This window comes from Blastococcus sp. SYSU DS0619 (genome assembly GCF_054051035.1).
In genome coordinates this window covers 375,960-388,749 of record NZ_JBJHAM010000002.1, presented here as the reverse complement: position 1 = coordinate 388,749, position 12,790 = coordinate 375,960, and the positions used below count along the sequence as shown (strand labels likewise).

Here is a 12,790-nt window from a genome sequence, read left to right as displayed (position 1 = left end):
GGTCGGGGGACAGCACGGTGGACCCGTACGTCGAGCCCGGGGGCTCCTGGCGGCCGTTCTGGACGGTCGTCGGGGTCCTCGGGCTCTTCCTCGTCTGGGACCTCGTCCTGCCCGGGCCCGACGTGCCCCCGGTGCTGTGGGTGGTGGCGCTGGTCGGGGCGCCGGGGGCCGTCGCCCTGGGCTGCCTGGCCGCCCGGCGGGTCTGGACGGTGCGGGTCGACGACGACGGGCTGGCCGTCGGGCGGGAGCAGGTGCCGCTGCGGGAGGTCGACGCCGCCGCGCTCCGCGACGCCGACCGGGGCGTGGACGCCGGCGCGCCGGTGCTGGGCGGCGGCTGGTCGCTGCCCCGCGGGCGCACCGGCCTGCCGCTCCGCCTGACCGACGGGCGCACCGTGCTGGTGCCCACCCGTGATCCCGCCGCCCTGCGGGCCGCGCTCCTGGCAGGTGTGCGCGATGCCTCCGACCGGACCCGGGGAACAGAGGGGACACTGGGGTCGTGACCTCGTTGGACAGCTCGCCCTACACCTACGAGGCCCCGGTCTCGGCCGGCCTCTTCGCCCGCGGGCAGGAGATCACCCCGGGCGGGGTGAACTCGCCCGTCCGCGCGTTCCGCGCCGTCGGTGGCACCCCGCGGTTCATGGTGGAGGGCTCCGGCCCGTGGATCACCGACGCCGACGGCCGGCGCTACGTCGACCTGGTCAGCTCCTGGGGCCCGATGATCCTGGGGCACGCGCACCCCGCCGTCGTCGACGCGGTCGCCACCGCCGCCCGGCGGGGGCTGTCGTTCGGCGCCCCGACCGAGGGTGAGCTCGACCTCGCCGAGGAGATCCGCGACCGGGTGGCCCCCGTGGAGCGCGTGCGGCTGGTCAGCTCCGGCACCGAGGCGGTCATGTCGGCCGTCCGGCTGGCCCGCGGCGCGACCGGCCGCCCGGTCGTCGTCAAGTTCGCCGGCAACTACCACGGCCACGTCGACGCGCTCCTGGCCTCCGCCGGGTCAGGGGTGGCGACGCTCGGGCTGCCGGACACCCCGGGGGTCACCACCGGGGCCGCCGCCGACACGGTCGTGCTGCCCTACAACGACGTCGCCGCCGTCGAGGCCGTCTTCGCCGAGCGCGGCAGCCAGATCGCCTGCGTCATCAGCGAGGCCGCCCCGGGCAACATGGGGGTCGTCCCGCCGCTGGACGGCTTCAACGCCGAGCTGCGCCGGATCACCGCCGCGCACGGTGCGCTGCTGGTCCTCGACGAGGTCATGACCGGCTTCCGCGTCTCGCGTTCGGGCTGGTACGGCCTCGACCCGGTCGACGCCGACCTGTTCACCTTCGGCAAGGTCATGGGCGGCGGGCTGCCCGCCGCGGCGTTCGGTGGGCGCGCCGACCTCATGGACCAGCTGGCACCGCTCGGGCCGGTCTACCAGGCGGGCACGCTGTCGGGGAACCCGGTGGCCGTGGCCGCCGGCCTGACCACGCTGCGGCACTGCACCGACGAGGTCTACGCGCACTGCGACGAGGTGTCCGCGGTCCTGCGCGGCGCCGCCAGCGCGGCGCTGTTCGCCGAGGGGGTGCCGCACCGCGTGCAGCAGGCCGGCAACATGTTCTCGATCTTCTTCGTGCCGGACGAGCGCCAGGTGCGCGACTACGACGACGCCCGCACGCAGGACGTCTCCCGCTACACCGCGTTCTTCCACGCGCTGCTGGCCCGCGGGGTGTACCTGCCGCCCTCGGCGTTCGAGGCGTGGTTCGTCAACGCGCAGCTCTCCGGCGAGGCCCTCGACCAGGTGCTCGAGGCGCTGCCCGCCGCCGCACGGGCGGCCGCCGAGGTGGAGACCCACCGCACCGGCGCGCTGGACAGCGAGCGGTCCTCGTGACCGAGACGACCGTCCACCTGCTCCGGCACGGCGAGGTGCACAACCCCGGCGGCGTGCTCTACGGCCGGCTGCCCGGCTTCCGGCTGTCCACCGCCGGTGAGGCCATGGCCCGGCGCGCCGCGGAGTGGTTCGCCGGGCACGACGTCACCCACCTGGTGTCCAGCCCCCTGGAGCGGGCGCAGCAGACCGTGCGACCGCTCGCCGAGGCGACCGGGCTGGAGGTCCGGATCGACGAGCGGATCATCGAGGCGGGCAATGCCTTCGAGGGGCGGGTCGTCGGGGGCGCCGGCGGGGTGTTCCGGGCACCGCGCAACTGGTGGAAGCTGCGCAACCCGCTCCAGCCCTCCTGGGGCGAGCCGTACGTGGAGATCGCGGCGCGGATGCTCGCCGCGGTCGAGGCCGCGCGCGACGAGGCCCGGGGGCACGAGGCCGTGCTGGTCAGCCACCAGCTGCCCATCTGGACCACCCGGCTGCACGTGGAGGGCCGCCGGTTCGCCCACGACCCGCGCCGCCGGGAGTGCGCGCTGGCCAGCGTCACGTCGATCACCTACGACGGCGACCGGCTGGTGGGCGTCTCGTACGCCGAGCCGGCCGGCGCCACCGATCCCGACGCGGTGCCGGGCGCATGACCACCCCGCAGCAGCGCTCCGCCGGCGCCGCACGTCTCCTCCGGGGCCCCGCGAGGCGGGTGCTCACGGCCGTCCTCGCGGCGGCGCTGCTCACCGGGTGCAGCACCGGCTCCGGCGCGGTGGACGTCAACAACGGCGGCGAGTTCCGGTTCGTCGCCGGCACGCCGCGCGGTGAGGTGATCCCGCAGGACGAGCGGGCCTCGGCGCCGGAGTTCTCCGGCACGCTGCTCGGTGGTGGGGAGTTCTCCTCCGCCGAGCTCGCCGGCGACATCGCGGTGCTCAACTTCTGGGGCTCCTGGTGCGCGCCCTGCCGGGTCGAGACGCCGGAGTTCCAGGAGGTCTACGCCGACGTGCGGGACGAGGGGGTGCAGTTCCTCGGGTTGAACGTGAAGGAGCCCGACGACCAGTTCGCCCTGGCCTTCGTGGAGCGCTTCGGCATCGAGTTCCCCTCGATCTACGACCCGCGCGGCGAGGTGGCCCTGGCCTTCCGCGACTACCCGGCGACGGCGATCCCGTCGACCATCGTGCTGGACCGGGAGGGCCGCGTGGCCGCCGTCTTCACCGCCGAGGTGCCGCAGGAGGACCTGCGCAGCACCCTCGACCTGCTGATGGCGGAAGAGGCCTGACCGATGGGGGAGACCTTCGCCGGCCTGGTGAACGACGGCCCGCTGCTCGTGGCGGCGGCCGTGGCCGCGCTCGTCGGGCTGATCAGCTTCGCCTCGCCCTGCGTCCTGCCGCTGGTGCCCGGCTACCTGTCCTACGTCACCGGGCTCGTCGGCAGCGGCGCCGCCACGCGCGTGCCGGCGGTTCCGCCCCCGCCCGTCGGCGACGGCTCGGGCAGCACCGCGACGGCGGTCCGCGCGCCGGTCGACGAGCGCGCCCCCCGCGGCCGGGTGGTCCTCGGTGCGCTGCTCTTCGTGCTGGGCTTCAGCGCCGTCTTCATCGCCTTCGCGACGGCCTTCGGCGGCCTCGGCCGGCTGGCCCTCCAGTACGCGCGCACCGTGGACGTCGTCTTCGGGCTGATCACCGTGGTCGTGGGGCTGGCCTTCCTCGGCTGGCTGCCGCTGCTGCAGCGCACCAAGAAGCTGTCCGTCCGCCCCGCGGCCGGCCTGGCGGGCGCACCGCTGCTGGGCGTCGTGTTCGGGGTGGGCTGGACCCCGTGCCTGGGACCCACCCTCGGGGCGGTCTACTCCCTGGCGGTCAGCGAGGCCTCGGCCGGGCGGGGCGCGGTGCTCGGCGCCGCGTACTGCCTGGGCCTCGGCGTGCCGTTCGTGCTGGTCGCGCTCGGCGCCCGCTGGGCGGTGGGGGCGACGGCCTTCCTGCGCCGGCACGCGGCGCTGGTCACCCGGATCGGCGGCGTCGTCCTCGTCGTCATCGGGCTGCTCCTGCTCACCGGTGCCTGGACCGAGATGATGGGCTGGCTGCGGTCCTGGCTCGCCGCCACCGGCCTGGCGGAGACCTCGCTGTGAGCGTCGAGGCACCGCCGCGGCCGGCGACGCCGGTGCCGCCAGCGGGCCCCTCCGCGGGCCGCCGGCTGGCCGGGCTGCTGCTGCGCTGGTGGCGGCGGCTGACCGCGATGCGGACGGCGATCATCCTGCTGTTCCTGCTCGCGCTGGCGGCGGTGCCCGGCTCGCTGCTGCCGCAGCGGTCGCTGTCGCAGAACAACGTGCGGCAGTACCTCGCCGACCACCCCGAGCTGGGGCCGTGGCTGGACCGGCTGTACCTGTTCGACGTCTTCAGCTCGCCCTGGTTCGCCGCGGTGTACCTCCTGCTGTTCCTGTCGCTGATCGGCTGCGTGGTGCCCCGGGCGATGGAGCACGCCCGCGCCCTGCGCACCCCGCCGCCTCCCGTCCCGCGGAACCTGCTGCGGCTGCCCGACTCCGGGGAGCTGCGCAGCCCGCTGGCCGGAGCGGCCGCGCTCGACGCCGTCGAGGAGGAGCTGCGGGTGCGGCGCTACCGGGTGGTCCGCCGCGACAGCGCGCGCGGCCCCGAGCTCTCGGCGGAGAAGGGGCACCTGAAGGAGACCGGCAACCTGGTCTTCCACCTCTCCCTGCTCGCCCTCCTGCTCGGCCTGGCCGGCGGGAAGCTGTGGGGCTACGAGGGCAGCATCCTGGTCACCGAGGGGCAGGGTTTCTGCAACTCGTTCCAGCAGTACGACACCTACTCCGCGGGCGCGCTGGTCGACAGCGGCGACCTCAGCGCGCTCTGCGTCGACCTCGAGCAGTTCCGGGCCGAGTACGAGGAGAACCTCACCGCCGCCTCGTTCACCGCCGACATCCGCTACGGCGCCCCCTCCGCCGAGGGGCGGGCGACCACCATCGGCGTCAACGACCCGCTGCGGATCGACGGCGACCGGGTCTACGTGACCGGGCACGGCTTCAGCCCGACGTTCACCGTCACCGTCCCGGACGGGACCACGTTCGAGGACCTGACCGTCCCCTTCCTGCCCACCGACCAGCAGATGATGTCCAGCGAGGGCGCGCTCAAGCTGCCCGACATCCCGGGGCAGGAGGAGCAGCTGGCGCTGAAGGGCTTCTTCGCGCCCACCGGGCTGGTGCAGGGCGGCATCCTGACGTCGGTCGACCCGCGCCCCCTGGCCCCGCAGGTGGCGGTCATCGCCTTCTCCGGCTACCTCGGCCTGGACTCGGGGCTGCCGCAGTCGGTGTACTCCCTCGACGAGAGCCAGATCGAGCGCGGCCGGCTCACCGAGGTCGGCTCGGCGAACCTGTCGGTGGGGGAGTCCCTGGACCTGCCCGACGGCACCCGCATCACCTTCAGCGGGGTCAAGGAGTTCGCCGCCATGCAGTTCTCCCACGACCCCGGTCAGGTGTGGGTGCTCGGCTCGGCGATCACCCTGCTCGCCGGCCTGCTCGGCATGCTCCTGCTGCGCCGGGAGCGCGTCTTCGCCCGGGCCGAGCCCGCCCGGGACGGCGGCGGTACCGTGCTGACGCTCGCCTCGCTCACGCGGGGCGGCGGCGAGAGCGGCTCCCGGTTCGCCACCCTGTCCGACGACCTGCGGGACGCGCTGCGCGCCCCGGCCGCCGCCCGCACCGCACCTGAACCGGAGGTCCCCCCGCGTGACTGACTCCTCGCTGGCCGAGCTGTCCGACACCCTCTTCTCGGTGAGCGTCGCGCTGTACTCCGTTGCGCTGCTCGCCTTCTGCGCCCAGCTGGCCTTCGGGCGGCGGCGCGTGCCCAGCCGCGAGCTCGCCGGGGTCGGCGGGGGCCCGGTCGTGCCCGAGGCCCCGGTTCCCGGGCAGGAGGAGCCGGAGACGGCGCAGGGCACCCGCTGGGGCCTGCTCGGCATGGCGCTGACCGCGCTGGGCGTGGTCGCCCACGCCGGCGTCCTCGTCGCCCGCGGCATGGCCACCGACCGGCTGCCCTGGGGCAACATGTACGAGTTCGCCACGGCCGTCGTGCTGGTCGCCGTGGTCGCCTACTTCGTGCTGGCCGTGCGGCAGCCCTCGCTGCGGCACATCGGCGTCTTCGTGCTCGGCCCGGTGATCCTCGCGATGGTCGGCATCGGCCTGTTCCTCTACGCGGAGGCGGGGCCGCTGGTCGCCGCACTGCGGTCGAGCTGGCTGGGCATCCACGTGACCAGCGCGATCCTGGGCTCCGGCATCTTCCTGGTGAGCGGCATCGCCAGCGCCCTGTACCTGGTCCGCACCCGCCGCACCACCGGCGAGCCGGGGTCCGGTGGCGGGCTGATCGACCGGCTGCCGTCCGCCGCCGGGCTGGACCGGGTGGCGCACCGCACGGCCGTGTTCGGCTTCCCGATCTACACCTTCGCCATGATCGCCGGCGCGATCTGGGCGGAGAGCGCCTGGGGTCGGTTCTGGGGCTGGGACCCCAAGGAGACCTGGATGTTCATCTCCTGGGTCGTCTACGCCGCCTACCTCCACGCCCGGACGACGGCGGGCTGGCGGGGCCGGCCGGCGGCCTGGATCAACGTGGTGGGGTTCGCCGTCGTGCTGTTCAACCTGCTCTACGTGAACATGGTCTCGACCGGCCTGCACAGCTACGGCGGCGTCTGACGGCCCGCGTCCTCCCCCGTCCGGGGAAGGACGCGGCGCGCTCGGGTGACCGGTGTCGGACCGGCGTGCTTCCATGCCCCCATGGAGCTGACCAGCAGCGCACGGGCCCGGCGGGAGATGCCCCGTGGGTAGGCACACGGCGGCCGACGACGCGTCGCCGCACCCGCTCGTCGAGGCGGCGCTCGCCGGCCGGGCGGCCGAGGGCCCCGGCGCCCACCGCGAGAGCGCGCAGGGCGCCGCGGAGGAGGGCGAGCTCGGCTGGCCGGGCGGCCCCACCCGCCAGGGCGGCGGCGGCCTGGGCTGGCCCGGGGACGCCGACGGAGCGGCGCCGGCCGTCGATCCGGCCGAGGGCACCGCTGAGGAGCGCCCCCGCCGCGGGTGGCGCCGGTTGTTCGGAGCCGCGCGAGCGGCCTGAGGTCACCGAGCCGCGCGGGCGGCCCGGGTCAGCCGGCCCGCGCGCTCTGCGTCAGGCCGGGGAGCCGTCGTCCCGGCGCGCCCGGCGCTCCAGCTCGCGCAGGAACTCCGGGTCGTCGTCCGGGGCGACGATGCGCACCGGGCCACGCGGCCGCTGCGGACGGGTCGCCGGACGCGCCCGCCCCTCCGGGTCGGCGTTCGCCGCGGCGCGCACCACCAGGCCCACGACCACCACTGCCATCACGAGAACCACCAGGAACAACACGGGCCCACCCCCTCGTCGGTACCAAGCGTACGTCCGCGGCGATACTCGGTGCCGAGAATCGGACGATCCCCGATCCGGGGCAGGACGGAGAACTCCCATCGACGCCGTCGACCAGCAGCTCATCGAGCTGCTGCGCGCCAACGGCCGGGCCAGCTACGCCGAGCTCGCCCGGCAGGTGGGGCTGTCCTCGCCGGCCGTGCACGAGCGGGTGGGCAAGCTCGAGACCGCCGGGGTGATCACCGGGTACCGCGCCGTCGTCGACCCCTCGGCGGTGGGTCTGGAGGTCACCGCGCTGGTGAGCGTCATCGACAGCGACGCGGTGGACGACACCGGGCTCGAGGCCGGCCTGCGCGAGATCCCCGAGGTGGAGGACTGCTGGCGCGTCGCCGGCAGCGAGGCGTACGTGCTCAAGGTGCGCGTGACCGACATCCCGGCACTCGAAGCGGCCATCGACGCGTTGAACCGGATAAGAGGGGTCGCACGCACGAGGACGACGGTCGTTCTCTCGACCAAGTGGGAGGGCCGTCATGGCTGAGAACAACCCGACCGCCGGCACACCGGTGAGCCCGGCGGGGGGCACCGCGACCCCGCCGAAGGTGCTGCCCTGGCTGCTGGTCTACACGGTCGGCCGGTTGGCGATCGCCGCCGCGCTGGTGCTGATCCTCTGGTGGGCCGGCCTGGGCAGCTTCCCCGGTCTGCTCTTCGGGCTGCTGCTGTCGATGCCGGTCTCCTACCTGCTGCTGCGCCCGTCGCGCGAGCGGCTGAACGAGGCGCTGGTCGCCCGCAGCGTCACCCGGCGCACGGCCAAGGAGGACCTGCGCAACCGGCTGAGCGGCGACGGCGCGCAGTAGCCGCTCAGGCCAGGGCGAGGCCGGCGCCGAGCAGCACGCCGGTGGCGAGGGTGAGCACGCCGGTCGCCTGGAGCACCGCGATGAGCGCGGGTCCGCGGGCCCCGGCCAGCACGGTCCGGATCGGGGACAGCGCCAGCGGCGCGGCGGCGAGGCCGAGCAGCGCCCACGGCCGGGCGACGCCGACGGCGGCGATCAGGAGGAACGGCACGACCAGCAGCGCCGCGAACGTGATCCTGGTGGCGCGGTCACCGAGCAGGACCGCGAGGGTGCGCTTGCCGACCTGGGCGTCGCCCTCGATGTCGCGCAGGTTGTTCACCACCAGGATCGCCACGATGAGCAAGCCGATCGGCACCGACACCGCGAAGGCCAGGCCCGGCAGGGTGCCGGTCTGCACGAAGGTCGTCCCGACGACGGCCACCGGCCCGAAGAAGACGAAGACGAAGACCTCGCCGAGGGCCCGGTAGCCGTAGGGCAGCGGGCCGCCGGTGTAGGTCCACGCGGCGGCCATGCAGACGGCGCCCACCGCGACCAGCCACCAGCTGGACAGCGCCGCCAGCGCCAGCCCGGCCACGCCGGCGACGGCGAAGGACAGCAGCGCCGCGCCCAGCACCTGCCCAGGGGTGGCCGCGCCCGAGCCGACCAGCCGCATGGGGCCCACCCGGTCGGCGTCGGTGCCACGCTTCCCGTCGGAGTAGTCGTTGGCGTAGTTGACCGCCACCTGCAGCGCCAGGGCGACCAGCAGGGCGAGCAGCGCCGGGCCGGGCCGGAAGCCGTCGAGGGCGACGGCGGCGCCGGTGCCGACGAGGACCGGGGCGAGCGCCGCGGGGAGCGTGCGCGGGCGGGCGCCGGCCAGCCACTGGGCGGGGGTGGCCATGGTCAGTGCGCTCCCTGGGGGATCGAGGCGGCGACCGCGCGGCGGTCGGGCTTGCCGGTGTGCAGGAGGGGGACGGCGCTGACGAGGTGCAGCTCCCGCGGGGCGGCGGGCGCACCCAGCCGCTCGCTCACCCACGGCCGCAGCACGGCCAGGTCGGGGGAGGCGCCGGGGGAGGGGACGACGGCGGCGACGACGCGCTGCCCCCACTCCGGATCGGGGCGGCCGAGGACCACGGCGTCGGCGACGTCGGGGTGCTCGCGCAGCGCCGCCTCGACCGCGGCGGGCGCCACGTTCACCCCACCGGTGATGACGACGTCGTCGAGCCGGCCGTGCACGGTGAGCCGGCCGTCGGCGTCCAGCGTGCCGGCGTCGCGGGTGCGGAACCAGCCGTCGGCGAACGCCGCCGCGGTCGCCTCCGGGTCGCCGCGGTAGCCGAGCGCCAGCGTCGGTCCGGCCAACTCGACGCCTCCGTCGGCGACGCGCACGCCGACGCCGTCCAGCGGCCGACCGTCGTAGACGCAGCCCCCGGCGGTCTCGGTCATCCCGTACGTGGTGACGACGGCGACCCCCTCGGCGCGGGCCCGGTCCAGCAGCGCCGGGTCGGCAGCCGCGCCGCCGACCAGGACCGCGTCGAAGGCGCGGAGGGTGCCGGGCTCGGTGTCCAGGGCGCGGCGCAGCTGGGTGGGGACCATCGACGTGTAGCGCCGGGCGTCGGCCGGCATGCGGGCGACGGCGTCGGCGAGCGCCTCCCCGGCCCCGAGCCGGATCGCCGGCCGTCCGGCGAGCGCGGCGCGGCAGAGCACCTGCAGCCCGGCGATCGCGGACACCGGCAGGGCCAGCAGCCAGCTGCCGGGGCCGCCGAGCCGGTCGTGCGTGGCGGCCGCCGACGCCCGCAGGGCCGCCGCGGGCAGCAGCACCCCGCGGCCGTCCCCGGTGGAGCCGGAGGTGACCACGACGAGGTCCGCGCCCGGCTCCAGCGGCTCGTCGGGACGCAGCAGCGCGCGGGCGGCCTCGACCACCGCGGGCGGGCCGGCCGGCAGCACGGCGAGCGGGCGGACGCCGTCGAGGGCGGCACGGAGGTCGTCGTCGGAGAGCTCGGCCGCGGGGACCAGGGTGAGACGTCGGGCCGCGCCCGCCCCTCCCGTTCCCGCCACGACGCGCAAGCCTACGACCCTGCCGAACTACGCTGATCGGCATGACCGCCGCCCCCGCCGCCGCACTGCCGGCGGGGATCACCGAGCTGGCCGTCTACGAGGTGCCCATGCGCACCCGGTTCCGGGGCATCGACGTCCGTGACGGCGTGCTGCTGCGCGGCCCGGCCGGCTGGGGCGAGTTCTCCCCGTTCTGGGACTACGACGCCGCCGAGAGCCGCCGCTGGTGGGCCTCGGCGGTGGAGTCCGCGGTCGAGGGCTGGCCGGCGCCGCTGCGCGACTCGGTGCCGGTGAACGTCACCGTGCCGGCGGTCGGTCCCGAGCGGGCGCACGCGATCGTCCGCGCCTCCGGTTGCCGGACGGCGAAGGTGAAGGTCGCCGAGCCCGGGCAGGTCGCCGCCGACGACGTCGCCCGCGTGGAGGCCGTCCGCGACGCCCTCGGCCCGTCCGGCGCGATCCGGGTGGACGCCAACGCCGCCTGGGACGTCGACACCGCCGTCGCCCGCATCCGCCAGCTGGACGGCGTCGGCCTGGAGTACGTCGAGCAGCCGTGCGCGTCCCTCGACGAGCTGGCCGCGCTGCGCCGCCGGGTCGACGTGCGGATCGCCGCCGACGAGGTGGTGCGCCGGGCCGACGACCCGCTGCGGGTGGACCTGCGCGCGGCCTGCGACGTCGTCGTCCTCAAGGTGCAGCCCCTGGGCGGGGTGCGGGCGGCGCTGCGGGTCGCCGAGGCGCACGGCCTGCCGTGCGTCGTCTCCTCGGCGCTGGAGTCCTCGGTCGGGATCGCCGCCGGCGTCGCGCTGGCCGCCGCCCTGCCGGAGCTGCCGTTCGCCTGCGGGCTGGCCACGGTCGCGCTGCTCGCCGACGACGTCAGCGGCGCTCCGCTGCTGCCGGTCGACGGCGTGCTGCCGGTCGGCCGCGCCGAACCCGACCGGCTGTCCGCGGTGGCCGCCGACCCGGCGACCACCGGCCGCTGGCTGGCCCGGATCGCCGAGGTGCGGGCCACGTGAACCCCGCCACCGCGTTCGCCCGCGTGCTGGTCGACGAGCTGGTCCGCGGCGGCGTCACCGACGCCGTCCTCTCGCCCGGTTCCCGGTCCGCCCCCGTGGCCCTGGCCCTGGCCGCGGCGGAGCGGGACGGCCGGCTGCGGCTGCACGTGCGCATCGACGAGCGGACGGCCGCGTTCCTGGCGCTCGGCCTGGCGAAGGCCTCTGGCCGGCCGGTGCCGGTCCTCACCACGTCCGGGACGGCGACCGCGCACCTGCACGCCGCCGTCCTGGAGGCCGATGCGAGCGGGGTACCGCTGCTGGCGCTGACCGCCGACCGGCCACCGGAGCTGCGGGCCACCGGCGCCAACCAGACGATCGAGCAGGCCGGGCTGTACGGGGCGGCCGTGCGCTGGTCGGCCGACGTCGGCGTCCCCGAGGCCGGCCGGGAGGCCGAGCAGAACCGCTACTGGCGGTCCGTGGTGGGCAAGGCGCTGACCATCGCCGCGGGCACGCTGTCGGCGGATCCCGGGCCGGTGCAGCTGAACCTGGCGCTGCGCGAGCCGCTGCTGCCCGAGGAGCAGCTCCCGGCCGGGCTGCCGGCGCGCTGGGCGGGCCGTCCGGGCGGGCGGCCGTGGACGGCGGCCGAGCCGTCGGCCGGGTGGGCGGCGCAGGCGCACCGGCTGCCGCCGCGGACGCTGGTGATCGCCGGCGACGGGCCGCTGCACGCCGCGCCGGCGCTGTCGGAGGGCTCCGCGTGGCCCGTCGTCGCCGAGCCGAGCAGCGCGTTCTGGGGCCTGCCGGGCAGCGTGCGCGGTGGCGTGCTGGCGCTCGGGGCGCCCGGCTGGCTGGCCGCGCACCGGCCCGAGCGGGTCGTGGTCGTGGGGCGGCCGACGCTCTCCCGGCCGGTCAGCGCCCTGCTCGCCGACCCCGCCGTCACCGTGGAGACGGTGAGCGCCTCGCCGCGGTGGGCCGACGCCGGCCGGTCGAGCAGCCGGGTCGCGCGGCTGTTCGCCGGTGCCGACCCCGAGGATCGCGTCGATGCCCAGTGGGCCGCCGCCTGGTCCGCGGCCGCCGGACGGGTGGGCGCCGCCGTCGACGCGGTGCTCGACGGCGCACCGGCGCTCACCGCTGCCCGGCTGGCCCGCGACGTCGTCGCCGCCCTGCCCGCCGGCGCGCTGCTCGTGCTCGGGTCGTCCACCCCGGTGCGGGACGTCGACCGGCTCGCCGTGCCGCGCGCCGACCTCACCGTGCTCGCCAACCGCGGGGTCGCCGGGATCGACGGCACGATCTCGACGGCCGTGGGCGCGGCGCTGGTGCACCGCGGCCCGGCGTTCGCGCTGATGGGCGACCTGACGTTCCTGCACGACCTCACCGGGCTGCTGCTGGGCGAGGGGGAGCGGCGGCCCGATCTCACCGTGGTCGTCCCCGACAACGACGGCGGCGGCATCTTCGCCCAGCTCGAGCCGGGGCAGGACCGGCACGCCCGCGACTACCGCCGGGTGTTCGGCACGCCGCACGGCCGCGACCTGGTGGCGGTTGCGTCGTCCCTGGGGTGGGCCGCATCGCGGATCGACTCGGCCGAGGAGCTACCGGCCGCGCTGGGGCTCGGCGGACCGCGGGTCGTCGTCGCCCGCACCGACCAGCGCGCCGAGGCCGCGCTGGCGGCCGACCTGCGCATCGCGGCGGCGCAGGCCCTGGCGTCGTCCTGACGCGGGTCAG

At 76.4% G+C, this 12,790-nt stretch carries 15 protein-coding genes; 12 read left to right on the top strand and 3 right to left on the bottom strand.

The features are described 5' to 3' along the window. Positions 1-17 precede the first annotated feature (17 nt). The 8 genes from ACI79T_RS04415 to ACI79T_RS04380 all read left to right on the top strand — a co-directional run bounded on the left by ACI79T_RS04415 (position 18) and on the right by ACI79T_RS04380 (position 6,942). Positions 18-500 (top strand): hypothetical protein, encoded by a 483-nt coding sequence (locus ACI79T_RS04415; protein WP_456608831.1) that lies wholly within the window; start codon positions 18-20, stop codon positions 498-500. Beyond that, positions 497-1,864, top strand: a complete 1,368-nt coding sequence (hemL, locus tag ACI79T_RS04410) for a glutamate-1-semialdehyde 2,1-aminomutase (protein WP_456608830.1) — start codon at positions 497-499, stop codon at positions 1,862-1,864. Before ACI79T_RS04415 ends, hemL begins: the two co-directional genes overlap by 4 nt. Then, on the top strand, positions 1,861-2,493 hold the full coding sequence (locus tag ACI79T_RS04405; RefSeq protein WP_456608829.1) for a histidine phosphatase family protein: 633 nt from the start codon (positions 1,861-1,863) through the stop codon (positions 2,491-2,493). Before hemL ends, ACI79T_RS04405 begins: the two co-directional genes overlap by 4 nt. Next, positions 2,490-3,119: a TlpA family protein disulfide reductase gene (locus ACI79T_RS04400; protein WP_456608828.1), complete on the top strand. Its 630-nt coding sequence runs from the start codon at positions 2,490-2,492 to the stop codon at positions 3,117-3,119. Before ACI79T_RS04405 ends, ACI79T_RS04400 begins: the two co-directional genes overlap by 4 nt. A gap of 3 nt (positions 3,120-3,122) precedes the next feature. Then, positions 3,123-3,962, top strand: a complete 840-nt coding sequence (locus ACI79T_RS04395; RefSeq protein WP_456608827.1) for a cytochrome c biogenesis CcdA family protein — start codon at positions 3,123-3,125, stop codon at positions 3,960-3,962. Then, positions 3,959-5,578: a cytochrome c biogenesis protein ResB gene (gene resB / locus ACI79T_RS04390; protein WP_456608826.1), complete on the top strand. Its 1,620-nt coding sequence runs from the start codon at positions 3,959-3,961 to the stop codon at positions 5,576-5,578. Before ACI79T_RS04395 ends, resB begins: the two co-directional genes overlap by 4 nt. Further along, a complete protein-coding gene (ccsB, locus tag ACI79T_RS04385; protein WP_456608825.1) occupies positions 5,571-6,527 on the top strand; it encodes a c-type cytochrome biogenesis protein CcsB in 957 nt (318 codons plus the stop codon). The genes resB and ccsB overlap by 8 nt, the downstream gene beginning before the upstream one ends. 124 nt (positions 6,528-6,651) lie before the next feature. Further along, positions 6,652-6,942: a hypothetical protein gene (locus ACI79T_RS04380; protein ID WP_456608824.1), complete on the top strand. Its 291-nt coding sequence runs from the start codon at positions 6,652-6,654 to the stop codon at positions 6,940-6,942. Positions 6,943-6,993: 51 nt separating this feature from the next. On the opposite strand, the gene ACI79T_RS04375 is transcribed toward ACI79T_RS04380, so the two are convergent. After that, a complete protein-coding gene (locus tag ACI79T_RS04375; RefSeq protein ID WP_456608823.1) occupies positions 6,994-7,206 on the bottom strand; it encodes a hypothetical protein in 213 nt (70 codons plus the stop codon). On the opposite strand from ACI79T_RS04375, the gene ACI79T_RS04370 reads away from it, so the two are divergent. After that, positions 7,181-7,741, top strand: a complete 561-nt coding sequence (locus ACI79T_RS04370) for an Lrp/AsnC family transcriptional regulator (protein WP_456608914.1) — start codon at positions 7,181-7,183, stop codon at positions 7,739-7,741. The two genes, ACI79T_RS04375 and ACI79T_RS04370, sit on opposite strands and share 26 nt — an antisense overlap. After that, entirely contained in the window at positions 7,734-8,057 is a 324-nt protein-coding gene (locus ACI79T_RS04365; RefSeq protein ID WP_456608822.1) for a DUF4229 domain-containing protein, read from the top strand. The genes ACI79T_RS04370 and ACI79T_RS04365 overlap by 8 nt, the downstream gene beginning before the upstream one ends. Before the next feature lie 4 nt (positions 8,058-8,061). Here the strand turns inward: ACI79T_RS04365 and ACI79T_RS04360 are convergent, their stop codons facing one another. Together ACI79T_RS04360 and menE are read right to left on the bottom strand one after the other, a co-directional pair. Further along, a complete protein-coding gene (locus ACI79T_RS04360; RefSeq protein ID WP_456608821.1) occupies positions 8,062-8,931 on the bottom strand; it encodes a 1,4-dihydroxy-2-naphthoate polyprenyltransferase in 870 nt (289 codons plus the stop codon). A gap of 2 nt (positions 8,932-8,933) precedes the next feature. After that, on the bottom strand, positions 8,934-10,085 hold the full coding sequence (menE, locus tag ACI79T_RS04355; RefSeq protein ID WP_456608820.1) for an o-succinylbenzoate--CoA ligase: 1,152 nt from the start codon (positions 10,083-10,085) through the stop codon (positions 8,934-8,936). Positions 10,086-10,126: 41 nt separating this feature from the next. On the opposite strand from menE, the gene ACI79T_RS04350 reads away from it, so the two are divergent. Next, positions 10,127-11,092 (top strand): o-succinylbenzoate synthase, encoded by a 966-nt coding sequence (locus ACI79T_RS04350; protein WP_456608819.1) that lies wholly within the window; start codon positions 10,127-10,129, stop codon positions 11,090-11,092. After that, positions 11,089-12,780 carry a 2-succinyl-5-enolpyruvyl-6-hydroxy-3-cyclohexene-1-carboxylic-acid synthase gene (menD, locus tag ACI79T_RS04345; RefSeq protein ID WP_456608818.1) on the top strand — a complete coding sequence of 564 codons (1,692 nt, stop codon included), beginning with the start codon at positions 11,089-11,091 and terminating at the stop codon, positions 12,778-12,780. The genes ACI79T_RS04350 and menD overlap by 4 nt, the downstream gene beginning before the upstream one ends. The last annotated feature ends 10 nt before the right edge of the window (positions 12,781-12,790 follow it).

Excerpts from the sequence above, each read along its gene's own strand:
- ACI79T_RS04350 (WP_456608819.1), top strand. The coding sequence starts at position 10,127 with ATGACCGCCGCCCCCGCCGCCGCACTGCCGGCGGGGATCACCGAGCTG.
- ACI79T_RS04360 (WP_456608821.1), bottom strand. The coding sequence starts at position 8,931 with ATGGCCACCCCCGCCCAGTGGCTGGCCGGCGCCCGCCCGCGCACGCTC.
- ACI79T_RS04400 (WP_456608828.1), top strand. The coding sequence starts at position 2,490 with ATGACCACCCCGCAGCAGCGCTCCGCCGGCGCCGCACGTCTCCTCCGG.
- ACI79T_RS04365 (WP_456608822.1), top strand. The coding sequence starts at position 7,734 with ATGGCTGAGAACAACCCGACCGCCGGCACACCGGTGAGCCCGGCGGGG.
- ACI79T_RS04395 (WP_456608827.1), top strand. The coding sequence starts at position 3,123 with ATGGGGGAGACCTTCGCCGGCCTGGTGAACGACGGCCCGCTGCTCGTG.